Source organism: Rhodanobacter sp. UC4437_H4 (assembly GCF_052978425.1).
The window spans coordinates 2299117-2317153 of record NZ_CM129673.1; the positions used below are offsets into that span (position 1 = coordinate 2299117).

13 protein-coding genes are annotated in these 18037 nt (G+C 68.7%); 5 read left to right on the forward strand and 8 right to left on the reverse strand.

Annotation, left to right across the window (positions count from 1 at the left end; genetic code table 11):
• Window positions 1-121 precede the first annotated feature (121 nt).
• The gene (locus ACVCL3_RS10545) at window positions 122-1648 is read left to right on the forward strand and encodes a DHA2 family efflux MFS transporter permease subunit (RefSeq protein WP_395120890.1); all 1527 of its coding nucleotides are present in this window, start codon (window positions 122-124) and stop codon (window positions 1646-1648) included.
• A 9-nt stretch (window positions 1649-1657) separates the two neighbouring features.
• On the opposite strand, the gene ACVCL3_RS10550 is transcribed toward ACVCL3_RS10545, so the two are convergent.
• The 3 genes from ACVCL3_RS10550 to ACVCL3_RS10560 all read right to left on the reverse strand — a co-directional run bounded on the left by ACVCL3_RS10550 (window position 1658) and on the right by ACVCL3_RS10560 (window position 5206).
• Complete coding sequence (locus tag ACVCL3_RS10550) at window positions 1658-2188, reverse strand: acyloxyacyl hydrolase (RefSeq protein WP_447101232.1); 531 nt, start codon at window positions 2186-2188, stop codon at window positions 1658-1660.
• 163 nt (window positions 2189-2351) lie between these two features.
• Window positions 2352-3821 (reverse strand): M16 family metallopeptidase, encoded by a 1470-nt coding sequence (locus ACVCL3_RS10555; RefSeq protein ID WP_447101233.1) that lies wholly within the window; start codon window positions 3819-3821, stop codon window positions 2352-2354.
• The gene (locus ACVCL3_RS10560; RefSeq protein WP_447101234.1) at window positions 3818-5206 is read right to left on the reverse strand and encodes a M16 family metallopeptidase; all 1389 of its coding nucleotides are present in this window, start codon (window positions 5204-5206) and stop codon (window positions 3818-3820) included. The genes ACVCL3_RS10555 and ACVCL3_RS10560 overlap by 4 nt, the downstream gene beginning before the upstream one ends.
• A gap of 233 nt (window positions 5207-5439) precedes the next feature.
• Between ACVCL3_RS10560 and ACVCL3_RS10565 the strand changes: the two genes are divergently transcribed.
• Window positions 5440-6729, forward strand: coding sequence for an MFS transporter (locus ACVCL3_RS10565; RefSeq protein ID WP_447101235.1), 1290 nt, complete (start codon window positions 5440-5442; stop codon window positions 6727-6729).
• 88 nt (window positions 6730-6817) lie between these two features.
• On the forward strand, window positions 6818-8791 hold the full coding sequence (locus ACVCL3_RS10570; protein WP_447101236.1) for an alpha/beta fold hydrolase: 1974 nt from the start codon (window positions 6818-6820) through the stop codon (window positions 8789-8791).
• A gap of 82 nt (window positions 8792-8873) precedes the next feature.
• On the opposite strand, the gene ACVCL3_RS10575 is transcribed toward ACVCL3_RS10570, so the two are convergent.
• The 3 genes from ACVCL3_RS10575 to ACVCL3_RS10585 are packed head-to-tail and all read right to left on the reverse strand — an operon-like array spanning window position 8874 to window position 9978.
• On the reverse strand, window positions 8874-9089 hold the full coding sequence (locus ACVCL3_RS10575) for a hypothetical protein (protein ID WP_447101237.1): 216 nt from the start codon (window positions 9087-9089) through the stop codon (window positions 8874-8876).
• On the reverse strand, window positions 9086-9505 hold the full coding sequence (locus tag ACVCL3_RS10580) for a VOC family protein (RefSeq protein WP_447101238.1): 420 nt from the start codon (window positions 9503-9505) through the stop codon (window positions 9086-9088). The genes ACVCL3_RS10575 and ACVCL3_RS10580 overlap by 4 nt, the downstream gene beginning before the upstream one ends.
• A complete protein-coding gene (locus ACVCL3_RS10585) occupies window positions 9502-9978 on the reverse strand; it encodes a helix-turn-helix transcriptional regulator (RefSeq protein ID WP_447101239.1) in 477 nt (158 codons plus the stop codon). Before ACVCL3_RS10585 ends, ACVCL3_RS10580 begins: the two co-directional genes overlap by 4 nt.
• Window positions 9979-10303: 325 nt before the next feature.
• On the opposite strand from ACVCL3_RS10585, the gene ACVCL3_RS10590 reads away from it, so the two are divergent.
• Both ACVCL3_RS10590 and ACVCL3_RS10595 read left to right on the forward strand, forming a co-directional pair.
• On the forward strand, window positions 10304-10651 hold the full coding sequence (locus tag ACVCL3_RS10590; protein WP_447101240.1) for a hypothetical protein: 348 nt from the start codon (window positions 10304-10306) through the stop codon (window positions 10649-10651).
• 88 nt (window positions 10652-10739) lie between these two features.
• Window positions 10740-11066 (forward strand): nucleotide pyrophosphohydrolase, encoded by a 327-nt coding sequence (locus tag ACVCL3_RS10595; protein WP_395120879.1) that lies wholly within the window; start codon window positions 10740-10742, stop codon window positions 11064-11066.
• A gap of 122 nt (window positions 11067-11188) precedes the next feature.
• Here ACVCL3_RS10595 and ACVCL3_RS10600 read toward each other — a convergent pair whose 3' ends face one another.
• Together ACVCL3_RS10600 and ACVCL3_RS10605 are read right to left on the reverse strand one after the other, a co-directional pair.
• A complete protein-coding gene (locus ACVCL3_RS10600; RefSeq protein ID WP_447101241.1) occupies window positions 11189-14356 on the reverse strand; it encodes an efflux RND transporter permease subunit in 3168 nt (1055 codons plus the stop codon).
• Between the two features lie 396 nt (window positions 14357-14752).
• Window positions 14753-17935 (reverse strand): efflux RND transporter permease subunit, encoded by a 3183-nt coding sequence (locus tag ACVCL3_RS10605; RefSeq protein ID WP_447101242.1) that lies wholly within the window; start codon window positions 17933-17935, stop codon window positions 14753-14755.
• Window positions 17936-18037 lie beyond the last annotated feature (102 nt).

The following is an 18037-nucleotide window of genomic DNA, read 5'->3' on the forward strand; positions in this document are numbered from 1 at the left end:
GGGGTTGGGGAGAGGGTTCGGCGGAGACCGCGACGACGCGCTCCGCCCGTACCCTCACCCGCCCTTCGGGCATCCTCTCCCGGTGGGAGAGGGATCTCCCGTCCCACCGACTGACACGGCCATGACCACCCCATTCCGCCCACCCAATCTGGCACTGAGCACGGTCGGCCTGTCGCTGGCCACCTTCATGCAGGTGCTGGACACCACGATCGCCAACGTCTCGCTGCCGACGATTGCCGGCAACCTCGGCGTCAGCAACGACCAGAGCACCTGGGTGATCACCTCGTTCGCGGTGAGCATGGCGATCTCGCTGCCGCTGACCGGCTTCCTCACCCGCCGCTTCGGCGAGGTGCGCCTGTTCACCGCGTGCACGCTGCTGTTCGTGGCCTCCTCGTTCATGTGCGGCGTGTCGCAGAGCATGGGCATGCTGCTGGTGTTCCGCGCGCTGCAGGGCGCGGTGGCCGGCCCGATGTACCCGATCACGCAGAGCCTGCTGATCAGCATCTACCCGCCGGCCAAGCGCGGCATGGCGCTGGCCCTGCTGGCGATGGTGACGGTGGTGGCGCCGATCGCCGGACCGATCCTCGGCGGCTGGATCACCGAGAACTATTCGTGGCCGTGGATCTTCTTCATCAACCTGCCGATCGGCATCTTCGCCAGCGTGGTGGTGGCCAACCAGCTGCGCGGCAAGGTCGAGAAGACCGAGCGCCCGCGCATCGACTACGTCGGCCTGATCACGCTGATCATCGGCGTGGGCGCGCTGCAGATCGTGCTGGACAAGGGCAACGACGCGGACTGGTTCAACTCCAACTTCATCATCGTGGCCAGCATCATCTCGGCCATCGCGATCGCGATCTTCCTGATCTGGGAGCTGACCGACCCCGACCCGATCGTGGACCTGAAGCTGTTCCGCCACCGCAACTTCACCACCGGCACGGTGGCGATGGTGCTGGGCTACGCAGCGTTTTTCGCCATCGCGCTGCTGGTGCCGCTGTGGCTGCAGCAGAACCTGGGCTACACCGCCACCTGGGCCGGCTTCGCCACCGCGCCGCTGGGCGTGATCCCGGTGCTGCTGACCTTCTTCGTGGGCAAGTACGCCACCCGCATGGACCTGCGCCTGCTCGCCGCGGCGTCATTCCTGGTGATGGGCGCGACCTGCTTCATGCGCGCGGACTTCTACCTGCAGATCGACTTCTACCACGTGGCGATGGTGCAGCTGCTGCAGGGCCTGGGCGTGGCGCTGTTCTTCATGCCGACGCTGACCATCCTGCTGTCGGACCTGCAGCAGGACGAGATCGCCGCCGGTTCCGGGCTGTCGACCTTCCTGCGCACGCTGGGCGGCAGTTTCTCCGCCTCGATCACCACGCTGATGTGGACCCGCGGCGCGGTGAACCACCACGAGCAGCTGGCCGAGCACATCACGCCCTACAGCCCGGTCAGCCAGGCCGCGATGCAGCAGCTGGGCCACGGCGATCCGCAACTGGGCGGCAGCGTGATCAACGGCATGATCACCCAGCAGAGCTACCAGATCTCGTTCAACGAGGTGTTCCACGCGCTGGGCTGGATCTTCATCGGCCTGATGCTGGTGATCTGGCTGGCCAAGCCGCCGTTCACACCGAAGGCGCGGCCGGTCGCTGGCGGGCACTGAGGCGATCGGTCAGAGATCGAAGCCGATGCCCACCAGCGCCATGGTCTCGCCGCGGTTGGGCTGATGCAGGCGAGCGTTGGAAACGTGCCGGATCTGGAAGCTGAAACGGTGCCCTTGCCAGCCGAGCGTGGTGACGAACTCGTACGGGCTGCTCAGCGCCTGCGTGCGCGCGCTGTTTAGCGCCGGCTGGAAACTGGCGAACCAGTGGCCTGGCGCACCATCGGCCGTGCGGTACTGCAGGCGCGCACCGGCGGCCAGCAGCCAGGCTTGCTCCCGGGTGGGGTAGCGATTGTCGCGAAAGCGGGCAATGTCGCGGCCGTCGATCCAGCCCAGCGAGACGTCGGGTGCCAGGCTCCAGCGGCTGTCGCCGATCGCATGGTCGTCGAACACCGCTTCGACGAACAGCGCGGGAGTGCCATGCCCATCCATGTAGCTGCGCCCGCCCTGCACCTGCAGATGGACCGATTGCGCCAGCAGCGGCAGCGGAGACGACGCCAGCGCCAGCAGCAGCAGCAGGCGGGCGGAAAACGGGACGTGCATGGCAACCTCGGACGGGGCGGAATTTTAGTGAACTTGATGGTTCACTAAATAACGTCGAACCGAAGTGAAACCAAGGGGTGGCGAAGAATGATTGCCGCGATGCCCCGCGGCCACGGGATGCCCCTGCCGTTGCAGGGGTTCCCGTGCGCGTTCCGCCGGAACTTCAGCGACCGGCCGGCGCCTGCAGGCTGGGGCTGTCCAGGTCCAGCGCGGTGGATTGCAGCAGCACCGCCTGCGGATGATCCTTGCGGATCGCCGCGCCGAACTGCGCGGCATCGCCCACCACCACCACGTGCAGGTCGTCGGCCGCCAGGTGCTTGCGGGCATATTTCTCGATCTGCTTCGGCGTGACCGCCTGCACCTCGGTGACGTACTTGCCGATGCTGTCGAGCGGCACGCCGTAGATCGCCAGTTCGGCGACCTCGCCGGCCAGCCCCGCGGTGGTCTCCAGGCTGCGGCCGTAAGCGCCGATCAGGGTGGCCTTGCGCGCAGCGAGTTCATCGGCGTCCACGCGGCTGTCGCCCAGCTGCTTGAACTGGCCCAGCATCAGCTCGACCACCTGCGGCGCGGACGGGTTCTTGGTTTGCGCCGAGGCCAGCCAGACGCCGCCATCGCCCAGCCCCTGCAGCCGGCTGCCGGCGCCGTAGGAGAGGCCGCGCTTGATGCGGATTTCCTCGTTGAGGCGTGCCGAGTACGAACCGCCCAGCACCGCGTTGGCCACGCTGCCGACGTAGTAGCTGTCGTCGCGGCGCGGCGGCGCGGCGTGCGCGGCGACCACGCCGGCCTGGCCGGCACCGTGCTGGTCGATCAGCAGGATCGGCGGCAGCTGGCTGGCAGCGCTGCCGGCCGGGCGCGGCGGCAGCGGCGTGGCCGGCTTGGCCCAGTCGCCGAAGCTGGCCTGCGCCAGCTGCAAGGCCTGCGCGGGAGTGATGTCGCCGGCGAGGATCAGGATCGCGTTGTCCGGCCGGTACAGCGCGTCGTGCAGGCGTTGCACGTCGGCGCGGGTGATGCGCTTGAGCGAGTCGGGCGTGCCGTGGCGCGAATGGCCATAGGCGCCTTCGCCGAACACGCCGCGGTTGGCCGCCAGCGCGGCCAGCGCGGTGGGCTGGCTCAGCTGCAGGCGCAGGTCGTCGATCGCCTGGCTGCGGGCGCGCTGCACCTCGGTCTCGGCGAAATCCGGCTGGCGCACCACTTCGGCCAGCAGGCCCAGCGCCTGCGGCAGTTTCGGCGTGGTCACGGTGATGCCGATGGCGCTCTCGTCCCAGCCTGCGGAAGCATCCAGCGAGCCACCCAGCGCCTCGGCGGCGGCAGCGATCTGCGGCGCGCTCCTGCCCGCCGCGCCCTTGCTCAGCAGGTTGGCGGTGAGGTCGGCCAGGCCGGCCAGCCGCGGCGGGTCCATCTCGCCGCCGCGGCGCACCCACAGCTGCGCGGTCACCAGCGGCAGGTTGGCGCGGCGCACGCTGATGACCTCCAGGCCGTTGGGCAGGGTCTGCGCGGTGGGCGTGGGCACGTTCAACTGCGGCGCCGGACCGGGTGCCGGCGGCGTGGCCGGGAAATCGGCTGCCGCAGCAATGCCGGTGGTCAGCGCGATGGCCGTAAAGACGGCCAGACGAAAATGGTTGGCGCGGCTCATTTCGCTGCTCCCTTGGCGGTGTCCGGTGCGGCCTTGGCCTGCGGCAGGTAGTCGATGGTCACCTTCTTCGCGCTGGTGACGTATTTCTGCAGCACGCGATGCACCTCGTTCGCGCTGACTTTCTGCAGCGCGGCCAGGTCGTCGTTGACGTGCTGCACGTTGCCGTCGATCAGGCTGGCCTGGCCGAGCGCGAAGGCGATGCCCTGCGCGGTCTGGCGCTGTTTCAGTTCGCTGGTGAGCAGTTGCGTCTTGACCTTGTCCAGCTCGGCGTCGGCGATCGGCTGGGTCGCCAGCCAGACTATTTCCTCGTTCAGCAGTTTCTCCGCCTGGGCCGGTTCATGGCCGCTGGCGAGCACCGCGTAGACGGTGAACAGGCCCGGGCCCACGCGGGTGTCGGCAAACGCGCCGATCTCCTGCGCGACCTGGTGGCGATACACCAGCGACTGGTACAGCCGCGAGGAATCGCCCTGCGACAGCAGCGCGGCGGCCACTTGCAGCGGAATGCGGTCGGCGCTGTCCGATGCCGGCGGGATCAGCCAGGTCATCGCCACCGCCGGCAGCGGGGCGGTCTCGCTGGTGACGGTGTAGCGCTTGTCCTGCTTGCGTACGGGCTCCTTCGCGGTGACTTGCGGGATCGGCGTGGCCGGCCTGGGAATCCAGCCGAAATACTGGTCGACCCAGGCATCGAGCTGCCTGGGGTCGAAGTCGCCGGCCACGATCAGGGTTGCGTTGTCCGGACGATAGAAAGTGCGGTGGAAGTCGATCACGTTCTGCAGCGAGGCGGCTTCCAGGTCCTCGATGCTGCCGATCACCGGGCGCTGATACGGATGCACCGTGTACGACTTCGGGTCGATCGCGTTGAACAGCTTGCCGTACGGATTGGCCAGCACGCTCTGGCGGTATTCCTCCTCCACCACCGCGCGCTCGGAGGTGAAGTTCTTCTCGTCCACGTTGAGGTTGGACAGCCGCTCGGCCTCGGCCCACAGCAGGGTCTGCAGATGGTTGCTAGGCACGATCTCGAAATAGTTGGTGACGTCGTCGCCGGTGGAGGCATTGTTGGCGCCGCCGACGTCCTCGGTGAGCCGGTCCATCTGCTCGGCGTGCATGTGCTTCGTGCTCTTGAACATCAGGTGCTCGAACAGGTGCGCGAAGCCGGAGCGCCCCTGCGGGTCGTCCTTGGAGCCGACGTGGTACCAGACCTGCACCGCCACGTTGGGGCTGGCGTGATCCTCCACGCTGAGCACCTGCAAGCCGTTCGGCAAGGTGCGCTGGTGGTACTGGATCGGGGGGATGCTCAGCTGCGCCGCCGTGGCCGGGGGCGGGGCCCACGCGGCGCAGGCGATCAGCGGGACAAGCAGCACGAGGCGCGGCAGGCGCAGGTTCATCCGGTGCACTCCTTCCTGGGCAAGGCGCCTACCTTAGCAAGCTCGCCGGGGATCGTGCGCGTGACTTGCGGCCGCGGCGCGACGACCGACCGGTGACAGTGGTGGCCGAGCCCGAGGTGCGCGATCATCGCCCGCCTGGCCAATGCCGCACGGCAGGCCTTCCCGCATCTCGCCGACCGCTTTTTCGCCGACACGCCTCTTGCGCCGTCGGCCTGCCCGACCCGGAACCCTCGATGCCGTCTGTCCGCCGCGACTCCGTTTTCGCCAACCACAACTTCCGCCTGCTGTTCGGCGGCAGCACGATCTCGATGCTGGGCGACCAGTTCACCCTGGTGGCGCTGCCGTGGCTGGTGCTGAAACTCACCGGCAACCCGGCCGCACTGGGGCTGGTGCTGGCGGCGATGGCACTGCCGCGTGCGCTGTTCATGCTGATCGGCGGCGCGGTGGTGGACCGGCTGTCGCCGCGCCGCGTGCTGCTCGCCGCGCGCGGGGCGAACGCGCTGCTGGTGGCGCTGCTGGCCGCGCTGGTGCTGCTGGGCGACATCCGCATGTGGCTGGTGTACCTGATCGCGCTGGGCATCGGCCTGTCCACCGCGTTCGCCTACCCGGCCGGCTCGGCGATCCTGCCGCAACTGGTGCGCAAGGATCAGCTGCAACCGGCCAATGCGCTGGTGATGGGCATGCGCCAGCTCAGCATGTTCGTCGGTCCGGCGCTGGCCGGCGTGGTGATCAGCGCGGGCGCGCACGGCGCACAGCCGCAGGCGCTGCAGGATGCGGAGGGACTGGGCCTGGCATTCACCATCGACGCGATCAGCTTCGCCTTCTCGCTGGCGTCGCTGCTGCTGATCCGCGTGTCCGCCGACTTCGATCCGAAACCCGCCGCGGGCGGCGTGCTGGCCAACGTGGCCAGCGGCGTGCGGATGATCTGGGCCGACCTGCCGCTGCGCGCATTCATGCTCTACGCGGCGGTGGTCTCGGTGTTCGTCGGCGGTCCGCTGCAGGTGGGCCTGCCGGTGCTGGCCGATACGCGGATGGATCTGGGCGCCGCCTCGCTCGGCATCCTGATGACCGCCAACGGCGGCGGCATGCTGCTGGGCAGTTTCCTTTCCGGCCCGGTCAGCCGCGTCGTGCGCGGCCGCCTCGGCCTGATGGTGCTGACCATCGACAGCCTCGCCGGCCTGGCCTTGGCCACACTGGCGCTGGTGCATGCGACGGTAACCGGCGCGGTGCTGCTGGCCGCCACCGGCGTGCTCGCCGGCATCGCGCAGATCGCCATCGTCAGCTGGATCCAGCGTCGCGTGGCGCCGGAAATGATGGGCCGCGCCATGAGCGTGCTGATGTTCACCTTCATGGGCCTGGGGCCGATCTCGGCCGCGATCGCCGGCAGCCTGCTCAGGCTGATCCCGCTCACCGGCCTGTTCGCCGGCGCCGGCTTGCTGCTCACCGCGATCGCCCTGGGCTGCATGCGCAGCCCGGCGCTGCGCAGCATCGGGGCAGCGCCGGCGGCGACGGCGGCGTCCTGATCCTGCCGCCGCGCACTTTGCATTAGAGTCGGATGGCCGGACGGCCGCGGAGCGCGGCCGCGCACATCGCAAAACAGGGGAAATCGCCATGGATACTCGACGCTGGTTGGTCGCGCTGGTGCTGCTGTGCGCCACGTTCCTGCACGCCGAACCGGTACCGCTTGCCGATCTCGCACGGCACATGCAATACGAAGCCGTGAAGATTTCGCCTGACGGCAAGTACCTTGCCACCACCGCCCTGGTGGATGGCCACAGTCTGCTGGCGCTGATTCGCCTGGCCGACAAGAAGGGGCAGCTGATCCGCCAGCGCAACGAAGACGCGGTGACGGACTTCTGGTGGATCTCTCCCACCCGCGTGGTGTACACGGTGGGGACACGGCTGGGTGGCTACGACCGCCCGTTGCCCACCGGCGAGTTGTATGCGGTCAATGCCGATGGAACAGGCTCGACCATGCTGTACGGCTTTCGCAAGGACGGCATGACCACCGGTACGCTGGTCAAGCAGGTGGTGAGCGAACGCGGCTCGGCGGAGTTCATCGGCACCATTGCCGGCGATCCGAAACACATCCTGGTCGCTACCCGGCTGTGGGACGCCAACGGCAAGCACGGGGTGTTTGCCACCGCCTCCCGCATGGACGTGCGCACCGGCAAGTTGCGGGAAATCACCACCGCGCCGATGCGCGACGCATTTTTCGTCGGCGACCATCAGGGCCGGATCCGCTTTGCCCGGGGCGAGGACGAGCAGGGCGACGTCCGGGTGTTCCAGCTGCCGCTCGGGGGCGGCGACTGGAAGCCCATGCCCGAACTGGGCGCCAGCCATTCCGTGCCGATCGCCTTCGACCGTGATGACAGCGGGGCGTACTTCAGCTGCCCGGTCCCCAACGGCGGTTTCGGCATCTGCCGCTGGAGCGAAGACAAGCCCACGTTGCAGGAGGTGTGGAGCAACCCCACGGTCGAGTCCGATGGCCTGCTGCAGGGGCTGGCCGAAGACGACATCGCCGGCGTCGCCTACATGGATGGCCGCGCCGGCATCGCGCCATTCGACATGCAGTCGCCGGCGGCACGCATGCTGGTGGCGCTGATGAAGCAGTTCCCGGGCGAAAGCGTGCGCTTCGTCTCCGGCACCAGCGATGGCAGCCTGAGCGTGGTGCTGGTGGAGGCCGATGCCGATCCGGGCACGTTCTACCTGTTCGACGCCAAGGCCGCAAGGCTGACGCCGCTGCTCAAGCGCGCGCCGTGGATCAATCCGCAGTCGATGGCGACCAAGCAGCCGTTCGAGTTCGCCGCGCGGGACGGCATGAAGCTGCAGGGCTACCTGAGCTACCCGCCGGGCCATGAGCAGGACAAGCACCTGCCCACGGTGGTGATGGTCCATGGCGGCCCGTTCTCCGTGCGCGACCGCTGGGAGTACGACGCCGACGTGCAGGCGCTGGCGACGCGCGGCTACGTCGTGGTGCAGGTCAATTTCCGCGGCTCGGGCGGCTACGGCTACGCGTTCGAGCAGGCCGGCTGGCGCGAGTGGGGCGGCAAGATGCAGGACGACGTCACTGACGCCACGCGCTGGGCCATCGCCCAGGGCATCGCCGACCCGCAGCGCCTGTGCATCTACGGCGCCAGCTACGGCGGTTATGCCGCGCTGGAAGGCGCGGTGAAGGAGCCGGACCTCTACCAGTGCGCGATCGGCTACGTCGGCATCTACGACCTGCCCCTGATGTACCGGCGCGGCGACATTCCCGAAACGGTCAGCGGCGAGAATTACCTGAAGCGCCAGCTGGGCGACGACTTGGCGCAACTGGCGCAGCGCTCGCCGATCAACCAGCTCGATGCGCTCAAGGCGCGGGTGATGCTGGTGGTCGGCGGCCAGGACCGGCGCGTGCCGCCGATCCAGGGCACGAACCTGCACGAGGCGCTGCTCAAGCGCCACGTGCCGCACGTCTGGCTGGAAAAGCCCGGCGAGATGCACGGCTTCTACGACGAGGCCAATGTCGCCGAGCTGTACGGGAAGATGCTCGACTTCATCGGTTCGAGCATCGGACCCGGCGTCACGGCAGGCGGCAAGTAGGCGCGCGGCACTCGATTCGCTGTTCGCCACTCGAACCGCAGTTGCCGATGGCGGGGACCGGGAACGCGCCGCGCCCGCGGCCTCAGGCCCTGCGGCGCGCTGCCGCGGCGTACGGCAGCGCGAACAGGTACAGGCCGCTGAACAACTGCGCGAACAGCGGCGGCAGCGGCGCATAGGTCAGCCATGCCGGCGGTTCGTGCGGGCTCACCCCGCGCCAGGCGAAGTTCGCGATCACGGTCAGGGTGAACACGATCGACAGCCAGCGGTGGCTCTGGCGGATCCACTGGCTCGCGCTCATGCCGCGCCCTTCGCCCTGGCCTCGATCATCTTCCAGCCATTGCCGGAGGGATCGCGGAAGCCTGCATCCACGGTGCCGTAGCGGCGCATCGGCTCCTGCGTGAACTCCACGCCCAGCGCTTGCAGCCGCTCGAAAGCGGCCTGGCAATCGTCCACCGCCAACACCAACGGCGGCATCGCACCCTTGGCCACCATCTCGCAGAGCGTCTGCGCAGTCGCCGCGTCGTGGACCGGCGGCCCCGGCCTGAACAGACCGAGCTGGAACGAGGGCTGCTCCGGATGCTGCACGGTGAGCCAGCGATAGTCGCCGTTGCGCGCATCGGCACTGACGACAAAGCCCAGCTTTGCGACATAGAAGGCGAGCGCTTCATCCTGGTCGCGGACATAGAGTCCGGCTACATCGACACCTTGAGTCATGGGACCTCCGTGGATTGGAGTGCCTTTTTACCCGGGGCCGCATGACGGCGCTTCTCCGAAACTGCGCTCCTGAGGTCGGGCCGGTGCGCGGCGCGCACGAAGCATTCCGGAACATGTCCGTGTCCATGCCCGATCGCGCGCTGGCGCGCGCGGAATTCGCCCGGACTCTCGCCGGTGATGTCGCGGAAGATCCGCCCGAACGTGCCGATGCTGTTCCAACCGGTCCGCAGCGCGACCTCGGTGACCGGCAGATCGCCATCGCGCAGCAGCGCCGTGGCGCGTTCGATCCGGCGCGTGAGCAGATAGCGATGCGGCGGCACGCCGAACGCTTCCCGGAACGAACGCGCGAAGTGCGCCGCCGACACCGCGCTCACCTGCGCCAGCCGCCGGACCGGCCACTCCTCGTGGGAGGCCGCGTCCATCCGGTCCTTCGCGCGCAGCAGGCGGCGCAACAATTCGGGATTCTGGCCCATCGGCTTCGTGCCCTGCGTGACGCCCTTGCACCGGCCTTGCGAAGCGGGCGGATCAGGCGGATGACTACACGAGACAGTGCGGCAGAATCCTGCGGCACGTGGCAGCTAGGCTATCGCACACCGCAAGAAGTGTTCGAGCGGTTGCTCAAACGCGCTGCACTTGGGAGTTGAATCCGCCGCTGACCCCCAAGCTTCTCAGGCCTCGCGACACGGCAAGCGCGTCTCGCCATGTTCTCCAGTCGGTCCTTGTTCCGGGCACTCGACGCCACGTATCGTCGTCTCGGGCGTGGCACCATTGCCCATGGGGCATCCAGGGAGAAGTGCCGTGAGCAAGCGAAATACATGGATCTCGGGGTTGGTGGTCATCGGGCTGGCGCTTGTTGTTGGCGGCTGCACCTCCACCATTTCGTTCCGCGCCGATCCCGTGGGGAACAATGAAACACGGCTCACCTGCACCCAGTCGTCCAGCGGAGTGTGTGCGTTCAACATCTTCGTCGACGGCACGCCAACCGGCCGCGCGAGGGAAGCGCCCGAGGGTTACGCCGTGGACGTCGGTGCGCCGCCGTCGGGTGCCGATGTGCGTGGCTGCGTGGCAAACAAGACGCTTCCGTCTTGCAGTACGGTCCATATTGCCGACGGCACAGCTGCAACCACGGATGCGAAGGGCGGCTAGTTGTGGCTAGTGCGGCCCACCGCCATTTGCCCTGCGCACCAGCGAGCCCGCGCGGTACTGCTCGATGCTGTCTTCACCTGGAGTCCCCATGAACTTTTCCGATCTGGAAAAATCCGCGCTGCGGCTCAACGACCTCTACGAGCAGCTGGAAACCAGGATGTACGGACGCGCCTGGACCACGCAGGAGCTGGCGCTGGGTTTCATGGGCGACGTCGGCGACCTGGCGAAGCTGATCCAGGCGAACGCGGGGGTCCGCAAGATCGACGACTGCAAGGCGAAGCTTGGCCACGAGTTGTCGGACTGCCTGTGGTCGATCATCGTGCTGGCGGACAAGTGCGGGATCGACCTGGAAGCGGAGTACTGCAGGAACACGAGGGAGCTGATCGATCACGTCGCCGGCGAACTGCGCACATGACGACCGCCCGGGCCCGCGCCTGGAGCACGATTCCGTGACGCAGCCACCCCGCAGAAACCGAACGCCGTAGCGGCGCGCGCAGCGGGAGCCGCGCGAATCCTCGATCGCCCGGTCCACGGCGGTCAGGCCGCGGGCTGCGGACGCGCCAACGCCTTCAACCGCTTTTTCTCCGCCTTGCGCTCCCTGCGTGCCGCCTTGCGGATCTTGCGGTCGTGATTCCACAGGTAGATCGCCGGGGTGCTGAGCAGAGTCAGCAGTTGCGAGACCAGCAGGCCGCCGACGATGGCGATGCCCAGCGGCTGGCGCATTTCCGAGCCGATGCCGAAGCCGATCGCCAGCGGCATCGCCGCGCCCATCGCGACCAGGGTGGTCATGGTGATCGGGCGGAAGCGCACCAGCGCGGCTTCGCGGATCGCCTCGGGCGCGGACATGCCGTGCTCGCGCTCGCGCACGAGGGCGAAGTCCACCATCAGGATCGCGTTCTTCTTGACGATGCCGATCAGCATCAGGATCGCGATGATCGCCATCAGCGACAGCTGCGTCTGCGTGACCAGCATCGCCAGGAACGCGCCGGCGCCGGCGGCGGGCAGGGTGGAGAGGATGGTCAGCGGGTGGCCCAGGCTTTCGTAGAGGATGCCCAGCACGATGTACATGGCCAGGATCGAGCCGAGCAGCAGCACCATGCCGTTCGATTGCGCCTGCTTGAGGCGCTGGTTGGCGCCGGTGTATTCCACCTTGACGCCGTCCGGCAGGTGCAGCGCGAAGGCGGCCTGGTCGACCAGCGCCACGCCGCGATCCTGGGTGACGTCCTTGGCCAGGTTGTAGCTGATGGTCACCGCCTGCAGCTGGTTGTGGTGGCGCACGCGCAGCGGGCTGATCGCCGGCTCCATGGTGGCCAGCGCGGAAAGCGGAATCATCTTGCCCTGCTCGCTGCGCACGCGGATGTTCAGCAGCGACTGCGGGCTCAGGTTCTCGTTCGGGCTGGCGTTGAGCACCACCGCGTACTGGTTGACGTCGGAGTAGATCTGCGACACCTGGCGCTGGCCGAACGCGCTGAACAGCGCGGTGTCGATGGCGCCCACGCTGACGTGCAGCCGCGCGGCGGCCTCGCGGTCGATGCGCAGCTGCTGCTGCTTGCCGACCTGGTCGAACGGGCTGCTGACGTCGCGGAACTCCTTCAGCGTGCGCAACTGGCGAACCATCTTCAACGCCCATGGCTGCAGGTCGCTGCCCTGGGTGCTGGTGAGCTGGAACTCGTACTGGCCGCCGCGGTCGCCGCTGCCGCCGCCGCCGAGGAATTGCGAGGCGCTGACCGACACCTTGACGTCGGGCAGGCGGTCGTACTGTTTCGAGAGGCGCTCGATCACCGCCTTGATGCCTTCATCGCGCTCGCCCGGGCCGTCGCCGCGCGGCTTGAGGTCGACGAACATCTGCGCGCTGTTGCCTACCGCGCCGCCGGCACCGTTGCCGCCGAGCAGGGTCAGCTGGTCGAGCACGGCCGGGTCGGCCTGCATGATCTTCTGCACCTGCCGCGCGCGCTCGGCCAGCACGGTGGGCGAGATGTTGGCGTCGGCGTCGATCTCCACCTGCAGCTGGCCGGTGTCCTCGTCGGGCATGAAGGTGCCGCCGGCGGTCTTCACCACCGCCGCGCCCAGCGCGAAGGTGAGGAACAGCAGCAGCAGCGGCTGCCAGCGCATCAGCCGGCGATGGCGCATGGCCCAGTCCAGCGCGCTTTCGTACATCCGCAGCAGGCCGCGATCGAAACGCTCCACTGCCCGCTCGATGCGCCCCGGCGGGGGCGCCGGCACCGGCTCGTGCTTGAGCAGGTGGCCGCACAGCGCAGGCGTGAGGGTGAGCGAGACGATCGCCGAGATCACCACCGCGGCGGTGAGCGTCACCGAGAACTCGCGCAGCAGCATGATCAGCATGTTGTTGCCGAACAGCAGCGGGGCGAACACCGCCACCAGCGACAGCGTGATCGAGACCACGGTGAAGCCGATCTCGCGCACGCCGGTCAGCGCCGCCGGCAGCGGTGCCATGCCCTGCTCCATGTGCCGCACGATGTTCTCGATCACCACGATCGCGTCGTCGACGACGAAGCCGATGCACAGCACCAGCGCCACCAGCGACAGGGTGTTCAGGGTGTAGCCGAGCATCCACATCACCACGAACGCGCCGGCCAGCGACAGCGGCACGCTGAGCATGGCGATCAGGGTCGGCCGCAGCCGGCGCAGGAACACCAGCATCACCAGCGCCACCATCGCGATCGAGATCAGCAGCGCGACCTTCACCTCGTGCAGCGCCGACTGCGTGGTCTGGGTGAGGTCGAACACCGGCTGCATGTTGACGTCAGAGGGCAGCGAGGCGGCCAGTTGCGGCAGACGCGCGCGGATCGCCGCCACCGTGGCCACCGCGTTCGCCTCCGGCCGCTTGGTGATCTGCAGGCCGACCGTGCGCGCGCCGTTGAACCACGCCGCCTGGTATTGATCCTGCTGGCCGGAGTAGACATGCGCCACGTCGGACAGCCGCACCGGCGCGCCGTTGCGCTCGGCGATCAGCAGGTCGGCGAACTGGGCCGGCTCGCGCAGGCCGTCGTTGGCGCTCACCGTCATCTGCGTGCGACCGTCGCTGATGATGCCCTGCGGCGAGTTGACGTTGGCTGCGCGCAACGCGTTGGCGACGTCGTTGGCGGTGAGGTCCTTGGCGGCCAGCGCTCGGTTGTCCAGGTCGATGCGCACCGCGTGCGGGGTGCCGCCGAACACCTGCACCTGGGCCACGCCGTCGATCTGCGCGACGGCGGGTTTCAGCAAGGTGTCGGCCAGGTCGAACAGCTTGTCCTGCGGCATGCCCTCGGAGGTCAGCGTGATGAAGAGGATCGGGATCTGCGAGGTATCGAACTTGAAGTACTGCGGGGGCGAAGGCATGCCCGCGGGCAGGTCGGCCGCCGCGGCATTCAGCGCCGCCTGCACGTCCCGCGCGGCGCTGTCGGCGGTGCGGCTGAAGTTGAAGCGCACGCCGATCCCCACCGCGCCTTCGTTGGCGTTGCCGTACATGTCGTCGATGCCGGGGATCTGGCCAAGATGGCGTTCCAGCGGCGCCATCACCGTGTTGGCCATGGTCTGCGCGCTGGCGCCGGGCATGTTCGCCACCACGTAGACACCGGGGAAGTCCAGCGAGGGCAGCGCCGCCACGCCGAGCAGCAGGTAAGCCCACAGCCCGGCCAGCACCAGGCCGACGGCAAGCAGCGAGGTGCCGGCCGGGCGGCGGATCAACGGGGCGAACACGTTCACGCGAATACCCGCGGCGAGGAAGCGGAGCGGCGCACGGCGCACGCGTGCGCCAAGTACGCAAGACCAGCGGTGGGCAGCGGAGTTCCTTTCATGGCGGCTTTATGCCACCGGGCATCCGGAGGCGTATGTGCCTGAAGTACGCACCGTGCCGGAAGGCAGGGGGTTGGACTGACGGGGCCGGGGAGAGGGGAAGGCGGGGGCCGTACCCGCCTTGCGTGGATCTCCCCACACCGGTCGGGCTGAGCGTAGCGCCGCAGGCGCGGAGTCGAAGCCGCCCGCAGGCCCGGCCCTTCGACTCCGCCGCTGCGCGGCAACGCTCAGGGTGAGCGAGATACTCGGGCCGACCTCGACGGTGATCGGGGTCGACATTGCCCCATCCCCAGTTCCGGCTCCCGCCTACTTGGGCAGCGCCGGCATGCCCTTGGGCACGGCGGGCATCGGTGGCGGCTGGCGGCCGCGGCGGAATTCCTCGCGGATGCGCTTCTGCACCGCCTTGCGCTCGCGGTGGTCGTGCTGCCACAGGTAGATCGCCGGCGTGCTCAACAGGGTCAGCAGCTGCGACACCAGCAGGCCGCCGAGGATCGCGATGCCCAGCGGCTGGCGCAGCTCCGAGCCGTAGCCGAAGCCCACCGCCAGCGGCAGCGCCGCGCCCATCGCCACCAGGGTGGTCATGGTGATCGGGCGGAAGCGCACCAGCGCGGCCTCGCGGATGGCCTCGGGCGGCGACAGGCCGCGCTCGCGTTCGGCGACCAGGGCGAAATCGACCATCAGGATCGCGTTCTTCTTGACGATGCCGATCAGCATCAGCACCGCGATCACCGACATCAGGGTCAGCTGGGTGTGGGTCACCAGCATGGCGAGGAACGCCCCCATGCCGGCGGCGGGCAGGGTGGAGAGGATGGTCAGCGGGTGGATCAGGCTCTCGTACAGCACGCCCAGCACCACGTACATCACCAGGATCACCGCCAGCAGCAGCAACAGCACGTCGCTCAGCGCGTCGACCAGGTTCTGGTTCTCGCCGGTGTACTTGCGCTGGATGCCGTTCGGCAGCGCGGCGGCGAAGATCGCCTGGTCGACCAGCTTCAGGCCTTCCGCCGGGGTGATGCCCTCGGCCAGGTTGTAGTTGATCGAGGCCGATTCGAGCTGGTTGAAGTGGCTGACCGTGGCCGGTGCCAGGTGCGGCTGGATCGTGGCCAGCGCGGAGAGCGGGATCATCTCGCCGCGGCTGCTGCGCACATAGGTGCCGAGCAATCCCTGCGGGCTCAGCTCGTCGCCGCGGTCGGCGGTCAGCACCACGCGGTACTGGTTGATGTCCGAATAGATGGTGGAGATCTGGTTCTGCCCGAACGCGTTGTACAGCGCCGAGTCGATCTGGCCCATGCTCACCTGCAGCCGCGCGGCGGCGGCGCGGTCGACCTGCACCATCTGCTGGGTGCCGATGCCGTCGAAGCTGCTGGTGACATCCTTGAACTGCTTCATGCCGCGCATGACGTGTTCGAGATGCAGGGTGGGTTCCTGCAGCGGCGTGCCGTCCAGGCTGTCGAGCTGGAACGAGTAGCGCCCGACATTGCCGCCGCCCAGGCCGCCGCCACCGCCACCACCGAAGAACTGCACCGCGGACACCGCCACGTCGAGGTCGGTGACGCCCTTGAAGTGGGCGGCGAGGCGGTCGACCACCTGCTGCACCGTGACGTGGCGATCGTCCGGCCGATCGCCCAGCGGCTTGAGGTCGACGAACAGGTGCGCGCCGTTGCCGCCGTTGACGATGGTGGATACGTCCAGCACCGCCGGGTCGGCCTGGAACACCGCGGCCACCTCGCGTGAGCGCGTGGTCAGCCGGGTCGGCGAGATGTTCGGGCCGGCAGTGATCTGCACCTGCACCAGGCCGGTGTCCTCCTTCGGCATCAGGCCGCCGCCGGCGGTCATCACCACCAGCACCGCCAGCACGCCGGTGAGCACGAGCAGCACGGCGGGCTGCCAGCGCATCAGGCGGCGATGGTGCATCGACCAGTCCAGCGCGCGCCGGTACTGCGCGAGCAGCCAGCCATCGAAGCGCTCGGCCAGCCGCTCCAGCCGCCCGGGCGTGCGGCTGCCCTCCGGCTCGTGCACCAGGCTGCGCCCGCACAGGGCCGGGGTGAGGGTGAGCGAGACCACCGCGGAGATCACGATGGTGGCGACCAGGGTCACCGCGAACTCGCGCATCAGCATGGTGAACATGTTGTCGCCGAACACCATCGGCCCGAACACGGCGATCAGCGACAGCGTGATCGACACCACCGTGAAACCGATCTCGCGCACGCCGGTCAGCGCCGCCTGCAGCGGCGCCATGCCCTGCTCGATGTGGCGCACGATGTTCTCGATCACCACGATCGCGTCGTCCACCACGAAACCCACGCACAGCACCAGCGCCACCAGCGAGAAGATGTTCAGGGTGAAGCCGAGCATCCACATCACGATCAGCGCGCCGGCCAGCGACAGCGGCACGCTGAGCATGGCGATCAGGGTCGGCCGCAGCCGGCGCAGGAACAGCAGCATCACCAGCGCCACCATCACGATGCTCATGCCCAGCGCCACCTCGACCTCGTGCAGCGCCGATTCTGTCGTCGGGGTGAGGTCGAAGATCGGGGTGATCTTCACGTCGGCGGGCAACACGTGGCTGAGCCCGGGCAGCGCCGCGCGGATCGCCTTGACCACGGCGATCGCGTTGGCGTCCGGACGCTTGCTGATCTGCAGGGTCACCGCGCGGGTGCCGTTGAACCAGGCCGCGGCGTACTGGTCCTGCTGCCCGCCGCTCACCGTGGCCACGTCGGCCAGCCGGACCGGCACGCCGTTGTTGCTGGCGATCACCAGGCTGGCGAAATCCGCCGGCGTGTGCAGCGCGTCGTTGGCGGTCACCGTCATCTGGCTGACGCCGTCGCTGAGGATGCCCTGCGGCGAGGTGACGTTGGCCGCGCGCAGCGCGTTGGCGACCTGGTTGGTGGTGATGCCCTTGATCGCCAGCGCGTTGGCGTTCAGCGCGATGCGCACCGCGTGCGGGGTGCCGCCGCCGACCTGCACCTGCGCGACGCCGGGGATCTGCGCCACCGCGGGCTTGAGCAGGGTGTCGGTGAGGTCGTAGAGGCGGTCCGGCGGCAGGCTGCTGGAGGTCAGCGTGACCAGCAGCACCGGGATGGTCGAGGTATCGAACTTGAAGTACTGCGGCGGTGCCGGCATGCCCGGCGGCAGGTCGGCGGCGGCGGCATTGAGCGCCGCCTGCACGTCGCGCGCAGCCGCATCGGTGGAGCGCCCGTACTTGAACAGCACCTGGATCTGCGCGCGCCCTTCGCTGGCGCTGGAGAACATGAACTGCACGCCGGGGATGCGCCCGATGTGCCGTTCCAGCGGCGCCATCACCGTGGTGGCCATGGTCTGCGCGCTGGCGCCGGGCATGCCCGCCACCACCGCCACGCCGGGAAACTCGATCGACGGGAACGCCGCCACGCCGATCAGCAGATAGGCCCACACGCCCGCGATCATCAGGCCGATGGCGAGCAGCGAGGTGCCGACCGGGCGGCGGATCATCGGTGCGAATGCGTTCACGTGGCTCTCCCTGTCGCCCAAGCATAACGGCACCGGTCCGGCCGACGGCAGTGACCTGCGGCATGCCGGCGGCCGCGGGAGCGGCGGGCAGTGCCCGCCACC

Bases quoted from the DNA above. Each gene is read 5' to 3' on its own strand.
- ACVCL3_RS10545 (WP_395120890.1), top strand. From the start codon at position 122: ATGACCACCCCATTCCGCCCACCCAATCTGGCACTGAGCACGGTCGGC.
- ACVCL3_RS10550 (WP_447101232.1), bottom strand. From the start codon at position 2,188: ATGCACGTCCCGTTTTCCGCCCGCCTGCTGCTGCTGCTGGCGCTGGCG.
- ACVCL3_RS10555 (WP_447101233.1), bottom strand. From the start codon at position 3,821: ATGAGCCGCGCCAACCATTTTCGTCTGGCCGTCTTTACGGCCATCGCG.
- ACVCL3_RS10560 (WP_447101234.1), bottom strand. From the start codon at position 5,206: ATGAACCTGCGCCTGCCGCGCCTCGTGCTGCTTGTCCCGCTGATCGCC.
- ACVCL3_RS10565 (WP_447101235.1), top strand. From the start codon at position 5,440: ATGCCGTCTGTCCGCCGCGACTCCGTTTTCGCCAACCACAACTTCCGC.
- ACVCL3_RS10570 (WP_447101236.1), top strand. From the start codon at position 6,818: ATGGATACTCGACGCTGGTTGGTCGCGCTGGTGCTGCTGTGCGCCACG.
- ACVCL3_RS10575 (WP_447101237.1), bottom strand. From the start codon at position 9,089: ATGAGCGCGAGCCAGTGGATCCGCCAGAGCCACCGCTGGCTGTCGATC.
- ACVCL3_RS10580 (WP_447101238.1), bottom strand. From the start codon at position 9,505: ATGACTCAAGGTGTCGATGTAGCCGGACTCTATGTCCGCGACCAGGAT.
- ACVCL3_RS10585 (WP_447101239.1), bottom strand. From the start codon at position 9,978: ATGGGCCAGAATCCCGAATTGTTGCGCCGCCTGCTGCGCGCGAAGGAC.
- ACVCL3_RS10595 (WP_395120879.1), top strand. From the start codon at position 10,740: ATGAACTTTTCCGATCTGGAAAAATCCGCGCTGCGGCTCAACGACCTC.